The 15535-nt window shown below is 63.3% G+C and carries 13 protein-coding genes; 3 read left to right on the top strand and 10 right to left on the bottom strand.

Annotation, left to right across the window (positions count from 1 at the left end):
* Nucleotides 1–73 precede the first annotated feature (73 nt).
* The 4 genes from NWF24_RS19865 to NWF24_RS19850 form a co-directional block, all read right to left on the bottom strand.
* Entirely contained in the window at nt 74–904 is an 831-nt protein-coding gene (locus NWF24_RS19865) for a hypothetical protein (RefSeq protein WP_258350019.1), read from the bottom strand.
* A 45-nt stretch (nt 905–949) separates the two neighbouring features.
* Complete coding sequence (locus NWF24_RS19860; RefSeq protein ID WP_258350018.1) at nt 950–1804, bottom strand: hypothetical protein; 855 nt, start codon at nt 1802–1804, stop codon at nt 950–952.
* A gap of 1258 nt (nt 1805–3062) precedes the next feature.
* Entirely contained in the window at nt 3063–4463 is a 1401-nt protein-coding gene (locus NWF24_RS19855; protein ID WP_258350017.1) for a tyrosine-type recombinase/integrase, read from the bottom strand.
* A 406-nt stretch (nt 4464–4869) separates the two neighbouring features.
* Nucleotides 4870–5478 carry a hypothetical protein gene (locus NWF24_RS19850; RefSeq protein ID WP_258350016.1) on the bottom strand — a complete coding sequence of 203 codons (609 nt, stop codon included), beginning with the start codon at nt 5476–5478 and terminating at the stop codon, nt 4870–4872.
* Nucleotides 5479–5799: 321 nt separating this feature from the next.
* On the opposite strand from NWF24_RS19850, the gene NWF24_RS19845 reads away from it, so the two are divergent.
* A complete protein-coding gene (locus tag NWF24_RS19845; protein WP_258350015.1) occupies nt 5800–6048 on the top strand; it encodes a hypothetical protein in 249 nt (82 codons plus the stop codon).
* Nucleotides 6049–6249: 201 nt separating this feature from the next.
* Here NWF24_RS19845 and NWF24_RS19840 read toward each other — a convergent pair whose 3' ends face one another.
* Together NWF24_RS19840 and NWF24_RS19835 are read right to left on the bottom strand one after the other, a co-directional pair.
* Nucleotides 6250–7989 carry a cytochrome c biogenesis protein DipZ gene (locus NWF24_RS19840; protein WP_258350014.1) on the bottom strand — a complete coding sequence of 580 codons (1740 nt, stop codon included), beginning with the start codon at nt 7987–7989 and terminating at the stop codon, nt 6250–6252.
* A gap of 35 nt (nt 7990–8024) precedes the next feature.
* Nucleotides 8025–9392, bottom strand: coding sequence for an ATP-binding protein (locus NWF24_RS19835; RefSeq protein ID WP_258350013.1), 1368 nt, complete (start codon nt 9390–9392; stop codon nt 8025–8027).
* A 248-nt stretch (nt 9393–9640) separates the two neighbouring features.
* Here NWF24_RS19835 and NWF24_RS19830 point away from each other — a divergent pair, with 248 nt between their 5' ends.
* Together NWF24_RS19830 and NWF24_RS19825 are read left to right on the top strand one after the other, a co-directional pair.
* Nucleotides 9641–10672: an alpha/beta fold hydrolase gene (locus tag NWF24_RS19830; RefSeq protein WP_258350012.1), complete on the top strand. Its 1032-nt coding sequence runs from the start codon at nt 9641–9643 to the stop codon at nt 10670–10672.
* A gap of 98 nt (nt 10673–10770) precedes the next feature.
* Nucleotides 10771–11514, top strand: coding sequence for a response regulator (locus tag NWF24_RS19825; protein ID WP_258350011.1), 744 nt, complete (start codon nt 10771–10773; stop codon nt 11512–11514).
* 215 nt (nt 11515–11729) lie between these two features.
* Here NWF24_RS19825 and NWF24_RS19820 read toward each other — a convergent pair whose 3' ends face one another.
* The 4 genes from NWF24_RS19820 to NWF24_RS19805 all read right to left on the bottom strand — a co-directional run bounded on the left by NWF24_RS19820 (nt 11730) and on the right by NWF24_RS19805 (nt 15524).
* Nucleotides 11730–12299, bottom strand: a complete 570-nt coding sequence (locus NWF24_RS19820) for a thioredoxin family protein (protein WP_258350010.1) — start codon at nt 12297–12299, stop codon at nt 11730–11732.
* A 153-nt stretch (nt 12300–12452) separates the two neighbouring features.
* Nucleotides 12453–13424, bottom strand: a complete 972-nt coding sequence (locus NWF24_RS19815) for a tripartite tricarboxylate transporter substrate binding protein (protein WP_258350009.1) — start codon at nt 13422–13424, stop codon at nt 12453–12455.
* Nucleotides 13425–13451: 27 nt separating this feature from the next.
* Entirely contained in the window at nt 13452–14327 is an 876-nt protein-coding gene (locus NWF24_RS19810; RefSeq protein ID WP_258350008.1) for an amidohydrolase family protein, read from the bottom strand.
* A 3-nt stretch (nt 14328–14330) separates the two neighbouring features.
* Nucleotides 14331–15524, bottom strand: a complete 1194-nt coding sequence (locus tag NWF24_RS19805; RefSeq protein ID WP_258350007.1) for a CoA transferase — start codon at nt 15522–15524, stop codon at nt 14331–14333.
* Between the last annotated feature and the right edge of the window lie 11 nt (nt 15525–15535).

The raw sequence follows: 15535 nt of genomic DNA, 5'->3' as shown, positions 1-15535 counted from the left end.
CCAACACGATGTTTTGATCGGTTGAGGGCCGGGGGCTGGATGAAGATCCGGTACCTATACCAGGTGCAGATCCTCAGGGCCACTCGCGAGGGGGCGCCGCGATGACGCGGGCCGCTTCGCGCAGCCATGCCTTCGCAGTCATCGGCAGCAGAGCCTTGGTCACCGAGGGGCGCTTCCGGCACAGGATCTGGAGGACGAACGCGTCGCCTGCTGTGTACTTCGGGCTCGTGAGCGCCCGGCGAATACGAGCCTGAAGCGCACCATCCCCAGTACCTCGGCAAGCGGATCGACTCAGCGCGGTCCCCATCGCGGCCCGGTTGCCAAACGCGTGATAGCGGACCTGCGTTGCCCAGAACTTGCTGAATTTGAAGTCGATCAGTGCTTCGACGGTGCCGAGACCTATCCGCTCAATCAGTTGCGTCTCTTGCAAGCGGATCTCGGTGTGCAAGCAGCGATGGCCTTGCGCGGCGGTGGCCAGCTTGGACTTGCGATCGGAGTAGGTGACGAGGCGACGGGGAGCGTGGGGCTTTCCGAAGTAGTGCGTGTTCTTGTGCTTGGTCACCTGCGCCGGTCCGTATCGCATCGTGATCGTGCGAAGAAAGTAACGCTCGAGGCGCTGCGCATCAACCTTCCAACGGACCGGATAGTCCCGGGCAATCTCGACGTACGCGACCTGAGCTGCAATGCGAATGCCCAGCATGCGTTGAAGGAAGCGCAGGGTGCTCGCGTCGGGCTGAAGCACGCGAAGAACGTATTTCCAGCGCGGGTTGTAGGGGACGTTGACCGGATCGATGGTGACCTTCTCGGGCAGGCTGTCGACCCATTCTTGGCCGGGGTGCAGGTCAATCCAAATGTCGATGCGGTCGAACGCATCGAAGAAGCGCTTGAGAAAGAAATTGAGCATGAAAGTAGCGGCCGCGCAGGGCGGCCGCGATAAGTGAAGGTTGACCTACTTGTTGTTGGACGGGGTTTCCATGTTGGCGGACCTCTCGTACGCGCCGGCGTAACGAGAATGCCAGTTGCTCGGGAGGTGCGAGTGGCGCAGGGGGCGCATTGCCGCAAGTCGGGCATCGACCTGCTCGATGCTGAGCCCGACGGCGTTGGCGATCAGGGCGCGAGGCTTTTCTTCAGCGGCGAGGTACCAGATCACGCGATCTTTGACCGCGCTCGCCGCGAAGGGCTGGAAGTCCAGTTTGAAGCGCTCGCGACCGCGCGCTACTTGCACCATCACCTTGCCGCATCCGTCAGCGAAGAAGTTCTCGCAAGTCAAGTACTCCATCGAAATGGCGACGCTGAACTCAGGATCGGGCTCGCATTCCTTGCACAGAACAGTCTCATCGGCCGCAGCGCCGAGGATGACGAGGTCTTCGCAGCTGGCGACTTGTGCGACCACCACGATGTGCTTCTTGTGGACAAGTGCGGCCTCCCGGAGGGAGGCCAGGTCATTGGCCATAGAAACGATCAGCCCAGGCGATGGAATCTGAAGAAGCAAGACTTCCGGGGAGGCGGGGTCAGTGATCAAGCGATCGAGATCTAGGCGCGTTGGACCGCTCAGCCAGGTCGCGGCTTCATCCAGACACGGGTGCAGCAAAACGGGTTGCTTGCGCTTCTTCTTGCTCTCGTCTTTCTGCTTTGGCAGGTACATCTCCATGAGGCGGCTTTCGATCATGAACTTCGCTGGCGAGCCGCCGACAACAGCTCCAATGGACATGTCGGCTGACTGCGGCAAGTACGGAAGCGATTTGAGGCGACTGAGCATCCGGAGGAGGACGCCGGAGGTGTCCTGGATCAGGTTGTCCGTCAAGGTGGCGACTATCTGGAGGCCAGCGGGGCGGGGTGATGCGATGTGTTGTTCCCACATCGTGTTCTGGTAGGCGTCGGACGCACTACGTTTGACAGGCTTAGCCGTCTCTGGGGTCTTCTTGGGAGGCATTCGTTATCTCGAATGGATCGAGCGCAGCGGCAGGTGGAGTGATGGCCGCCGGCTCGAAGGGGCTATTAAAAGTAGGCCGGTCCTCGCGAATGCTCGTTACGACCGCGGTAGCCGGATTGCTGGGCCTATGTACAACTTCGCTGGCATAGGCAGAGCAGCGGAAAAGCTCCGCCCAACGGCAGACCTTTGACGGCTGCCGTGGGTGAAGAACGTAGGGTGAGCCGGCTTGCCAAGATCCACTATTCGAGAATCACGACTGACCGGCCCAAGGGAGGCCGTCGAATGCCCAGCGTGGCGGCAAATGCCTCGCCGATCTAGCTGCCAAGCGACCGTTGAATTTCGGTAACTACAGCAGCGTAATAGCCCTTGGTCCCGGGCCCATTGCTTTGGGCTTTGGGGATAAGACCTGCGCGCACGCGGTTGTAGTAGGTCGAGCGTGACCAACCCATCAACTCAATAAACTTTTTAAGACGAACGAACTGCTGCGGAGGGTCCATGGGAATCCTCATAAAACTTCTTAACAAATCGCTTTTGGGAAAGCGCGCTAGTCAGCCGGATACGTAAAGCGGTGGCGCATTTCATCGCGATCCGGCGCAGAGTTAAGCCTTCGGCCTGCGCAAAGAAGGCAGCCTAAAGCTTCGCCCCGTCGTGACGGCGGCGTCTGGCGTATGGGGTTCGACGACTGGAGTGCCAGCCGGAAAAAGGAGTAGCGCGTAAAAGTAAGAAGCCAGTCACGCTAGTCGCTTAACTGGCTCCCGAGCTGACCATTGCGGTCGTGCCCTGATCTGAAAGTAGAGGTAAGGCCTCGAATCAGGTATGAATATACCTGCGTAGACAACTTCGGTCAATGCGGGGCTGCTAAGTCGGCTGCGTCCAATTCCCGGTTCTATGCCGCAATATCGGGTCACTGCCGAGTCGCTCATGCCGAGCGCGCGAAACGCATCTGAGGCCGCCGTTGATTGGTGCTGCTGGCAACTGCAGCTCAGGGCACTCGGATCGACACAGAGTGCCTATCGGCGCATGCGCCATCGTGCAAGCGCAGGCGTGTGCTAGGTCCGAGCCCTCGGGTGCAGTTGATCTACTTTAGGACCATCCCGGAATGATTAGGCCTCGCTGGCGGCATTTCAATCTACCCTTGCATGCTCAGTGCTTCTTCGATCTTCTGACTCAGCAGATCCCATGCCGCTCGCTTCTCAGGCGCGTAGTCATGGTGCAAATATGCCCGCCGCACCTTGCTGCCACCGAGCACATGGTTCTGGCACCGGTCGATGATGTCCAAGCCAATGCCTGCCCGCTGCATCATCGTGGCACCCGTGCGGCGCATGTCATGCGGCGTCCATTCCCCATTGGTGCCATTGGCAAGCACTAGCGTGTTGTCGTTGGTTCGGTTCTTAAGCGCCTTGCGTTCCTTGAACATGGTCTGTCGGTCACCAATCTGCTTCGACACGCTTTTCAAACACACGTGTGTGTTCTCGGCGTTGTTGATTTTCTTGGCGTTGCGCGCGGGGAAACACCAGGGACCGATCTTGTCGCTCTGAAGTGCCTTGAGCGCCTGAAACTGCCGCAGAGCAAAGGCGCTTAGGTAGACGATGTGGTCCTGCTGCCTGGCATTAGTTTGCTTGGTGTTTTTCTTCGGGATGCGCCAGACGCCAGTTTCCGTGTCCACGTGCTCCCACTCGGCCATCAGCAACTCGCCGATGCGGCAAAGGGTGGACAAGCAAATCCAGATTGCAATTTGACTTTCGCGCTTCAGGCCATGGGAAACGGCGCGCTTGTCCTTGGCGTTTTGCCGCGCTTCTCGCATGTGGTGGAAGACATTCTGAAGCTCCCGTAGTTCATCCGGCGACAGCACGCGTTCGCGCTCATCGTTGATGTCGTACTCGGGAGCGACGATTTTTTCGATCTCGAGTAACTCGGCGGGGTTCTGCTCTATGAGCAATTCTCGCCAAGGCTTGCGTTTCTCGCCCCATGCGAACAGTTGAACGAGGTCGCGATAAACGCGCACCGCCATGCGGTTGCGGCCGCGTTCCACGATGGAGGTGAGAACTTTACGAAGATCGTGTTCCGTCAACTCCTTGATCGGCTTGTTGCCGATAGCGGGGAGGACGTCTTTTTGGAAGGACCTGCGCAGTTCTGCATTACCGTCTTTACGCAGCACGCCGGTCGACAGCCATGCGTCGAACATCTCGGAAAATGGGAGCAGGGTGGCACGCAGCTGCTCTGCTGCTTGGCGTTCCTTGGCCAGGGCTTCCGCCGCCTGTTGCTGAAAGTCAATGCCGGACCGGGCTAGCGATTGAATTCTTGCGTTCTCAGCGGCGGCGTCAGCCACTCCCATAAACCCTTCGCCGCTGCTCCCATAAGGCTTGGGGAGGCGGGCTTCTCGCTGCCTGCCGTCAACCACGTATTTGACGAGCCACCGCTTTTCTCCGTTGGCTGCGACGCGGATATGTAGCCCGGTGTCTACCGTGAGCTTGTACGGCTTTTCTCGTGGCTTGGCAGCCTCGATCGCCCGAACAGTAAGTTTCGCCATGCCCTAGTCGTGCCCTAAATATGCCCTAAATATCAGTGCATTTTAGCAGGCCTGGATGCGCAAGGTTGGATGAGAGATTGTGTAAGTGGTTGAATTTAAAAGGATTTATTTGTTCAGGGCGGTGCAGCGCTGTGCATATTTAAATGCATGGGGTGCAAGGGGTAGAAGGTTCGAATCCTTTCACACCGACCAAAATCAGTAGATAGAACGACGGGTTACGCTCACAAGGCGTAGCCCGTTTTTCTTTGCCGCTGACAAACAAGCCCTGGTTTTGACAAATGCGTGCCGTTCCGCGTGATGAACAGGTGATCGCTGGGTGAGCTGGTGTGGCCGCTGGCGCTTCTTCCCGCGAAGCTCCCTCGCACGGTCTATGGCCGCCTTCAGGCTGAGCGTCATGACCTAGGTCTCAATCAAGCGCCCACTTCTTTTGTCGCGCATTGTCAGTTTCTTGAATTGTTGGCCTCAGAGGAACGTCTGGCGCCACTCGCTTGTGCAGTGCAACGTAAATCACTTCAATCTCTTCGCGCAGCTCGTCCCGCCTACTGGTCCACCAGTCGACCTCCTTCTTGTAGGTAAAGCTGTCGGTCCACTTGAGATTGTTGTAGAAGAGAATTCGTTCTTCTGCAGACCGAAGCATGCTGTCGAGGGCGGTAAGTCTGCTCGCCCGTTCCGACTGCTCCCTGGCCATGTCAGTTGCCTTTCGACTTTCGTTCAACTGGGCGAATGCCATCGCCAAGGTGAAGAGGAAGCCCACCAGCGAGACAAGGGCGAGTAGCGGATTCATCAGCCCACCCACAAAGTCTCCGTATTGGCCAAGTTTGTCTGCCGTAAACACGGCCGGATTTGTGCTGGGCTTTAGATCTGGATTTTGGTCGAAGACCTTGTGCCAATACCACGAAGTCAGCCAAGCATAGAAGGCCACAAGCGCGACTACTCCCAACCAAACCAGTATTCCAACGGCGTGCCATGAACGGCTGTTCTCAATGGACTTTCGAATCCTGCTCAACCACGTCATCTAGTTCTCCTCATAGTTGTGCGCGCGACTATATGACGTCGGCTGCAACAGCCAACCGGTGGCAACACGTCTGGAGATGGCGGTGCAGCCAAAAAAAAGCTCGCACAAAGGCGAGCTGAAGGACCCCGTTCTTGCGCATGGGGTCGGAGGGAGGAGCCCGCCGGAGGGAGGCGGGCAAACCGATGATCGCGACCAATCTGGGAGACATTGAGGATGAGGGGTGCGCCGGATATCCCCTGATGGCAATCTTGAAGTATTGCTAATGCAAAGGAACTAGTTCCTTGGGGCGCAGCGGGTTCGAGGCCTATCCTCAGCCTCAACATGAATGTCCAGCAACAACAACTACAACTCCTCGTCGATCTGCCCGATGGCTGGTCGAGCCGCATCGATATCAAGCAGACCACCAGCGGCCGCTATGCGGGCGTTGCCGAGCTGAGCCTTCGTGGGCTCAGGCGGGGAGTGTTCGTATTCATGCAGCAGCCCACGCTGGAGGCTGCATTGCAGCGTGTGCGGCTCCGGGCCAGCCAGTTCGCGAGAGAGCGGCTCTCCTTGCCGGGTGCCAAGTCGTAGATGCTGCTCTTGCAGGTTGGGCTTTTCTATCCCACACATGAGGATTCCCAACCCACGAGCACACCATCGCGCGGCACCATAGGGCTTCACTGAAGGAGAACAACGCCATGAAGGCATTCAGGAAGTTCGTCGGCGGCGCCATTTCTATCGCTGGGGCCGTGGTGCTTGTAGCTCAGCACCTATGAGCAGCGCCAAGGGCGATCACCCGAAGGTGAAGACGTAGGCCTGCGCGCCCGCGTCAAGAAATTCGATTTCGAACAGGCGGTCTTTTTCGTTCACCGTCTGGCGCACCAGTTGATACAGCCGCTGTCCGTCGATGGTGCCGTTGCCTTGCGCATCGGTATCGGTGCCGTGGTCCGCCAGTGGCGGCTTGCCGTCGATCAGCACTTTGAAGCGCACGGGCTTGCCATCGGCCGACGGGCCGAGCACCAGATGCAGGTCGCGTGCATGGAAGCGATAGGCGACGCGCCCATTGGCCCGCGCCAGCACCGCGCGTTCGCTCTCCACCGTCCATTCGCCGCTCAGAGCCCATTGGTTGGCGCGCAGTGACGAAGCCGCGGGATAGACCCGTGCACGATCCTTCGCGATGCCGCCAGGCGAGGCGAAGCTCTGCGCGCGCTCGTAGCCCAGGTAGGTTTCGCCCGACAGGGCCGGCGACACAGCCGGCGCAGCCTGCGTACCCTGGCCTTCCGGAGAGACCGTGTCGGCCGGCACGACGGGCCGCCCGGCTTCCGCCAGCAACTGCTGGATGACCTGCTCCGACTTCGCGTACTGCCCCTCGCCGAACTGGTGATGCCTGATGCGCCCCTGCGCATCGACGACATAGAACGCCGGCCAGTGCTGGTTGCCGAAAGAGCGCCAGATCGCGTAGTTGCTGTCGACGGCCACCGGGAAGCCGATGCCCAGGTCCTTCGTTGCGCGGCGCACGTTGGCAGGCTGCTTCTCGAACGCGAACTCCGGCGCATGCACGCCGACTACCACCAGCCCGGCATCCTTGTACTTCTCTGCCCATGCGCGAACGTAGGGCAGGGTGCGCAGGCAGTTGATGCACGAGTAGGTCCAGAAGTCGACCAGCACCACCTTGCCGCGCAGGCTCTCGGGCGTCAGCGGTGCGGAGTTGATCCATTCGGTGGCGCCGGCCAGCGAAGGAAGACTACCTTCGTCGGCTAGCGCCAATGCGGGCTTCTTGGGCTCCGATTGCTGCAAGGGCAGCGGCGTGGGCATGGGCATATCGATCTTCTCCACCAGCGCCTTCTCCAATGCCGAAGTGGTGCCTACCGAAAGGCGGCTGAGCAGTCCGGTGTCCAGCCCCAGCGCAATGGCGCCGACACCTACGAGAACGGCCACGCCAGCCACGCGCCGCATCCATTCGCCGGTGCGCAGCGACCCCTTCATCGCCGAGAACAGCCGACCGCCAAAGAGCAGCGCAGCCGCCAGCGAGGTGCACGCACCGGCCGCATAGGCCAGCAGCAGCAAGGACGTGCCGATGCTCGCTCCATTGAGCGCAGCGCCCGTCAGGATCAGCCCGAGGATCGGCCCTGCGCACGGCGCCCACAGCAGCCCCGTGCCGACCCCCAGCAGCAGCGGCGAGAACACTGACGCCTTCCCAGAGGCAGGCCCAGACAACCGCAAGCCAAGCGCCACCAGCGGTCGGCTCAGGCGGTCGGCCACCGATGGAAACAGCAGCGTCACGCCGAACACCGCCAGTAGCGCAATCGCCGCGCTGCGCCCGTACTCGTTGAGCGCCACGACCCAGCCGCCGCCCACGGCTGCCAGCGTGGCGATGGCCGAGAACGCCAGCGCCATGCCGAGCAGCATGGGCAGCCCATGCGAGCGAAACGGCCGGTCGGCGCGCGCGAAGACGAACGGGAGCACGGGCAGGATGCACGGGCTCAGGATGGTGAGCACACCACCCAGGTAGGCAACGATGAGGAGGAGCATGGTCGGGGTCTGGTCAATAGAGGGATGAGCGCGGCTCAGTTCGCCCGTGCGGCGCGCGTGCTCATGGTCAGCCGGGCTTCGAGCCCGCCTTCGGTCCGGTTGCGTAGCACCAACTCCGCGCCCATTGCCATCGCCAACTGGTGAGCGATGGCCAGGCCCAGTCCGGTGCCGCCGGTGTTGCGATTGCGCGAGCCTTCCACGCGGTAGAAGGGCTTGAGCACGTTCTCCAGCTGGTCGGGCGGAATGCCTGGTCCGTTGTCGATCACGGCCAGCACCAGGCGGTCGGCCTCGGCGTGCACCTGCAGGCGCACGTCGGTGCCGAACTTCAGCGCGTTGTCGATCAGGTTCGTCAAGATTCGCCGCAGCGCATTCGGCCGCGTCACGATGGGCTCGCCCGTGCGGCCTTCGAGCAGCACCTGCTCGCCTGAATCTTCGTAGTCGGCCACCATGCTCTCGAACAGCGCGTCGGCGTCGATGCGGCAGGGCGGCTCGGTGGCGCCGTGCAGCGTGCGCGCGTAGGTCACGCCTTCGCGCACCAGGGCGTGCATCGCATCCAGGTCCTGGCGGAACTTGTCGCGGTCGTGGTCGCTGTCCATCAGGTCGGTGCGCAGCCGCATGCGGGTGATGGGCGTCTGCAGGTCGTGCGAGATGGCCGCAAGGATCTCCACGCGCTCGGCCATGTAGCCCGCGATGCGCTTCTGCATTGCGTTGAATGCGCGCGCCGCGTGCTTCACCTCGGTCGGGCCTTCTTCGGGCAACTGCTGTCCCTTCAGGTCTGGCCCCAGTTCGTCGGCCGCATCGGCCAGTTGCGCCAGCGGTCGCGTGACCAGCCGCACCGCATACCAGGCGCACACGGCCAGCACCAGCAGCTGTATCCACAACAGCCACATCACCCAGCTCGACACCGGCATGTCCACGCGCCGCGCATGCACGATCACGGAAGACCCGTCCGACAGCCGCACCTGGATCTGCAAGCTTTGCGGTGGGCTGCCCACCTGGCCGACCTTGACGATCTCGAACGGGCGCATCGCATCGGTGATGGCGGCGGCGAACTGCTGCGACATCGGCGTGTCGGGCGGCGTGCCCTGCGCGCTGCCGCCCAGCACGAAGCGGTAGTTGCGCCGCTCCAGCCGTGCGAGCCAGCTTTCTCGCTCGGCGGCCGGCAGCCGGTCGAGGATGGCGACCGAGCTCGCGATGTCGCGCTCGATGCCGATCATCATCAGCTCTCGCATCGCGATGCCGCGTTCGTAGCGGATCGCCGTGAAGGTCAGCAGCTGCGCAATGGCCAGCCCGATGACGATGATCAGCGTCACGCGCGAGAACAGCGAGCGCGGCAGCAGTCGGCGCAGGCCTGCGGGGTTGGCCGGGGCGAGGGGCGCGGGGAGGCTTGCGGATGTAGGCATGGGCTGGTTTATAGACCCGGGCTCGCGCCGCAGATCACTTCTTTGTATTGCAGTGTGTTGGGCTGCGAACGGGACATACAACATTACCTGCCGGGGCTCAGATGCCGTCGCAGCTTCGGCTTTGTATGGCCGTGTATCCGGCGCGGCCCGTACACACGGCCATACAAGAACACCCCTGGCATGACACATGCCGCATACATCCGGCGCATTCAATCGTTCCGTCGCCAACACAAACGAAGGAACGTCCCATGTCCGAAGAACCCGTCAACCGCCAACGCCGCTTCCTGCTGGGTGGCGCCGCCGCCAGCCTCGCTGCCGTCGAGCTGGCATTCATGAGCAGCACCGCCCACGCGGCAGATGCCGTGCCCGCCGCCAGACCGCGCAAGCTGGAGCCCATCCGCCAGATCAAGGCCGGCGAGCTCGATGTCGGCTACTACGAGGCCGGCCCCGCCGATGGCATTCCGGTGCTGCTGATGCACGGCTACCCCTACGACATCCACAGTTACGCCGAAGTCGCGCCGTTGCTCGCGGCCCGTGGCTGCCGCGTGATCGTGCCGCATCTGCGCGGCCACGGCACCACGCGCTTTCTCGACAGCGCCAACCCGCGCTCCGCGCAACAGGCGGCAGTGGCGCTCGACCAGATCGCGCTGCTCGATGCCCTGAAGATCGACCGCGCCGTCATCGTCGGCTACGACTGGGGCGCGCGCACCGGCTGCATCATTGCGGCGCTCTGGCCCGAGCGCTGCATCGGGCTGCTCTCGGTCAACGGCTACATCATGACCAACCGCCCCGGCAACAAGCTGCCATTGCCCGCGAAGGTCGAGCTGGGCTGGTGGTACCAGTACTACTTCGCCACCGAGCGCGGCCGGCTTGGCCTGGAAGCGAACCGGCGCGACATCGCGCGCATCCTGTGGACCACGAATTCGCCGAAGTGGGCATATGACGATGCCACTTTCGAGCGCACCGCCGCGTCGTTCGACAACCCTGACTACGTGCAGATCGTCATCCACAACTACCGCTGGCGCCTGGGTCTTGCAGACGGCTTCGCACAGTACGAGGAATACGAGAAGCGCCTGGCCGCATTCCCGACGATCAAGGTGCCTACGATCACGATGGACGGCGACTCCGACGGTGTCGTGCCGGCCACCGACGGCAAGGCCTACGCTGCCAAGTTCACCGGGCCGCGCACGCACCTGGTCGTGAACGCAGGCCACAACGTGCCGCAGGAGACACCGCAGGTGTTTGCCGATGCGGTGTGGAAGCTCGTGTCGGCAACGTAGTGTGGCCGTCCGGGGCGCTGGATACACAGGAATACAAACCCGCTTGTCCCGGCCCGCAGCCGGGCTACATTGCGGCTTCCGACGAACCGGCCACCTGCATGACGACCTCGAAGACTTCCGACCACATCCTCATCGTCGACGACGACCGGGAAATCCGCGAACTGCTCACCACGTACCTGGTCAAGAACGGCCTGCGCGTGGTCGCGGTGCCCACGGGGCGGCACATGCGCGCAGCGCTGGAGGAGTCGGGGCCGTTCGATCTCATCATCCTCGACCTGATGCTGCCGGGCGAAGACGGGCTCACGCTGTGCCGTGACCTGCGCACGGGCAAGTACAAGGCCACGCCCATCCTCATGCTCACTGCGCGCAGCGAGGAGGCCGATCGCATCCTCGGCCTGGAGATGGGCGCCGACGACTATCTGGCCAAGCCGTTCTCAGCCCGCGAGCTGCTGGCGCGCATGCGCTCGGTGTTGCGCCGCACGCGCATGCTGCCGCCGAACATGCGCTCGACCGAGTCGGCCTCGAAGCTGGCGTTTGGCGAGTGGCAGGTCGACACCACGGCGCGCCATCTGATCGACGACAGCGGGGTGATGGTGGCTCTCAGCGGTGCGGAGTACCGGCTGCTGCGCGTGTTTCTCGACCATCCGCAGAAGGTGCTGAGCCGCGATCAGCTGCTGAGTCTTACGCAGGGGCGCGAGGCCGAACTTTTCGAGCGCTCGATCGATCTGCTCGTGAGCCGGCTGCGCCAGCGTCTGCGAGACGATGCGCGCGAGCCACGCTTCATCAAGACGGTGCGCAGCGAGGGCTACGTTTTTTCTTCGACTGTCGAGGCGTTGGACTGAATCGTGCTGTGATGCACTGGCAGCTCACCGGGTTGCGTATCTCGTGGGTGATACCGCCTGCAAGGAAAAGGAGGGCGAACCAGAGCTTCTTCATTTCTGTTGCTTCGTCGTGCGTTGTGTTGTTGGGGCTCTTGTTCGGGGTGCGTGCGAATGACACCGGGTGCTCTCCTCCGCGAATGTCCCCCGTCGGCGTGATCGCACCCTGAACAAAGCTCTCAGGACCCCACCGGCGCAGGCTCAGCCAGCAGCGCCTGGATCCTCTTCTCCGTGGTGCCGTAGCTGCCTTCGCCAAAGTGCGAATAGACGATCTTTCCCTGCTTGTCGATCAGGTATACGGCGGGCCAGTACTGGTTCCTGAAGGCCTTCCAGGTGCCGTAGCTGTTGTCCTGTGCCACCGCGTGCTTGATCTGCAGCCGCTGGATCGCGTCCTTCACGTTCTTCGTCGATTTCTCGTACGCGAACTCCGGCGTGTGCACGCCGACGATGACCAGGCCCTTGTCCTTGTACTTCTCGTTCCAGTCCTTCACGTAAGGCAGGTGGTTGAGGCAGTTGATGCAGGTGTAGGTCCAGAAATCGACCAGCACGACCTTGCCGCGCAGCTCACTGAGCTTCAGCGGCTGGGAGTTGAGCCAGGTGTCGATGTTCTGGAATTCTGGCGCGGGCACGGCCTCGCCGGCAGGAATGTCGCCGCCGAGCGGCGATGGTGTGGCAAAGGTCAGTGTGAGGGCCACCGCAGAGGCCGCGATGGCAACGGCGAAGAAGAGGGCGGAAGAGCGAAAGCGCATTGTGGTTCCTTCGGAAGAATGACGGGCGTTCGTCTGTGAACGGAACCGATTCTTCGTTGGGCTACCCTGCCGTGGCGTGAAACGCGTATGCCTCTGTATCAGCGGGGAGAAACCCACACACTACGTTTCACTCACACCCCGTCGAGTGCAGGATCAATCGACCCTGATGTTGCGTGCGTTCACCAGCGCGTTCACTCTTGCCGTCTCGTCCTGCACGAACTTCGCGAATGCCTCTGGTGTGGTGCCGGCCGGCTCCAGGCCGAGCTGCAGCAGCTTCTGCCGCACCGTCGGGTCGTTGACTGCAGCCTGCACTGCCTTGCCGAGTTTCTCCACGATGTCGGCCGGCGTGCCCTTGGGCAGGAACACGCCGTTCCACTCGACCACGTTGTAGCCCGGCAGGCCCGACTCGGCGAGCGTCGGTGTGTCTGGCAGCCCCGGCACGCGCTTGATGGAGCTCACGCCCAGCGCGCGCAGCTTGCCGCCCTTGACGTAGCCCAGCGTCGAGGCCACGTTGCCGAAGTAGGCCGACACCTGCTCGCCCATCACGTCGGTCAGCGCGGGCGCGCCGCCTTTGTAAGGCACGTGCATCAGGTTGATCTTCGCTTGCTCGTTCAGGGCTTCGCCCGCCAGGTGCGAGCCGGTGCCGCCACCTGCCGACGCAAAGCTCAGCTTGCCCGGGTTCTTGCGCGCGAAGTCGATGAACTCCGCCACGGTCTTGTAGGGCGCACTGGTCGGCACGACGAGGATCTGCGGCGCGGTGGCCACCAGCGACACCGGAATGAAATCTTTCGCCGCGTCGAAGGGCAGCTTGCGCAGCGACGGGTTCACCGAGAACGCCGATGCGTCGTAGAGCACGGTGTAGCCGTCGCCGGCCGCCTTGGCCACGTTGTCGGCGCCGATCACGCCACCCGCGCCCGGCTTGTTGTCGATGACGATCTGTTGGCCCAGTGCTGTGCTCATCTGCTGCGCCACGATGCGCGCGGTGTTGTCGGCGCCGCCGCCCGCGGCGTATGGCACCACCATGCGGATCGGCTTGTCGGGCCAGGCGGCCCAGCCCAGCAGGGGAGCGGCGCAGGCGGCCAGCGCTACGACGGATTTCAGAAGGCGCTTCTGTGGTTGCTTCATGCCAATGTCTCGGAGTTTGTTTGTAGTTCAGGAAAAGTCGTAGAGCCGCGCCGGGTTGTCCACCAGCACGCGGCGGCGCGCGGCCTCATCGGGAACCCATTGGCCCAGCAGGTCGAACAGCTGTGCGTCGTCGGGCTTGGCGGCGCGCTCGGTCGGGTGAGGCCAGTCGCTGCCCCACACCACGCGGTCGGGTGCGTGCCGTACCCAGGCTTGTGCGACGCCCGTCGTGTCGGCATAGCCGCCTTGCGCACCGACACGCGAATCCAGGTAGGCGCCCGACAGCTTGATCCACGTGCGGCCGTTGTCGAGCAGCCGGCGCACGACGTCGTATGCGGGGTGCGCCAGCGCATCGGGCAGCGGCAGCCGGGCGAGATGGTCGAAGACGATCGTGCAGGGCAGGCGCGCGAGCAGCGCCGCGTGCTCGACGATCTGGTCTGCATTCCAGTGCAACTGCACATGCCAGCCGAGCGCATGCACGCGCTGCGCCAGCGGCTCGACCATGGCGAAGTCCGTCGCCGCATTCGCCGGCGTGTACAGCGTGAACCGGATGCCGCGGATGCCACCCGCGTGCAGGCGTTCGAGTTCGGCATCGCTCACCTCGGGGCGCACCACCGCTACGCCGCGTGTGCGCTCTGCTCCGAGCGCCTGGATGGCCGCCAGCGTCACGCTGTTGTCCGTGCCATGGGCGCGCGGCTGCACGACCACCGTGCGCTGCGTGCCGATGCGTTGCTGCAGCAGGCGATAGTCGTCGGCCGTGGCGTGGTCAAGCATGGCGTCGGGCGGCCCGTGCAGCGCGAAGCGTCGGTCGTACACATGCATGTGCGCGTCGCATGCGCCTTCGGGTGTCGCGCTGACGGGCTTGCGAGTGCCGCTGCTGTGGGGCACCGCGAGGTCGGTGCGCATGGCCTATTCGTCCACGCGCTGCGCGGCCAGCACGACCCCGGTGTGCTGTCCCAGCGTCGGCGCGGCAAAGGGCTCGGGCCCCGGCGTGCGGCCGAATCGCACAGGCCGGGTGAAACCGCGGTACGAGCCGAGCGTGGGGTGCGCGAAGTTCGCCACCATGTCCTCGGCCAGCACCTGCTCGTTGTCGAACATGTCTTCCACAGTGCGGGCGGCGGAGCAGGGCACTTCCTCGCCGAAGAGTTCTTCCCATTCGAGTGCGGTGCGCGCGGCCAGTGCGGCGCGCAGCTTCGGAACGATCTCGGCGGCATGCTGCGCGCGCTTGCGCACCGAGTCGTAGCGCTCGTCGGCAGCCAGTTCCGGCAGGCCGACCTTGGTGCACAGCGCCTGCCAGAAATGCGGCGTGTTGGCCGAGATATAGATGTGCCCCTCGCGCGTGGGGTGGAGGCCGGTGATGCCGCCCGAGCGCATGTCGCGCCCCACGTCTTTCGGCTCGCCCTCGGCCCACACCATGCGGGCCGACTGCATCGTGAGCGCGGAGCGCAGCAGCGACACGCCGACAAACTGGCCTTCGCCGCTTTTCTCCCGCTCGTACAGCGCCGATGCCACGCCGGCAGCCACCAGCGCGGCCGCGTAGTAGTCGACCACCGAGCCGTAAATGATCTCGGGCGGCTCTCCGCGCTTGCCCTGCAGCGCGCACATGCCGGTCATGGTCTGCAGCACCTGGTCGTAGCCGGCCTTCTCGCGCAGCGGGCCGGTCTCGCCATAGCCGGTGACGGCGCAGTAGATCAGGCGCGGGTTCACCGCCTTCAACTGGTCGTACGCAATGCCCAGCCGTGGCGGCACGCTGGGGCGAAAGTTGTGCACCAGCACGTCGGCAGTGCGCGCCAGTGCCATCAGCGCGGCAAGGTCTTGCGGGTTCTTGAGGTCGAGCACCACGCCCAGCTTGCTGCGGTTGACGCCGATGAACGCTCGGCTCTCGGCTTCCAGCGTCGATGGGTACTTGCGCAGGTTGTCGCCGGTGGGCGGCTCGATCTTGATGACTTCCGCGCCCTGATCGGCCAGCAGCGAGCAACCGTACGGGCCCGCGATGTAGGCGCTCAGGTCGAGCACGCGCAGGCCGCTCAACGGCCCGGCGGGGCCCTGGCGCGCGGGCAGGTGCTTGTCGTCGCCAGCGTTGTCGGGGGCGGTAGTGCTCATGGGGTCTCTTT

It is taken from the genome of Variovorax paradoxus, assembly GCF_024734665.1.
Taxonomy (GTDB): Bacteria; Pseudomonadota; Gammaproteobacteria; order Burkholderiales; family Burkholderiaceae_C; genus Variovorax.
This window is presented reverse-complemented; position numbering and strand designations above follow the sequence as displayed.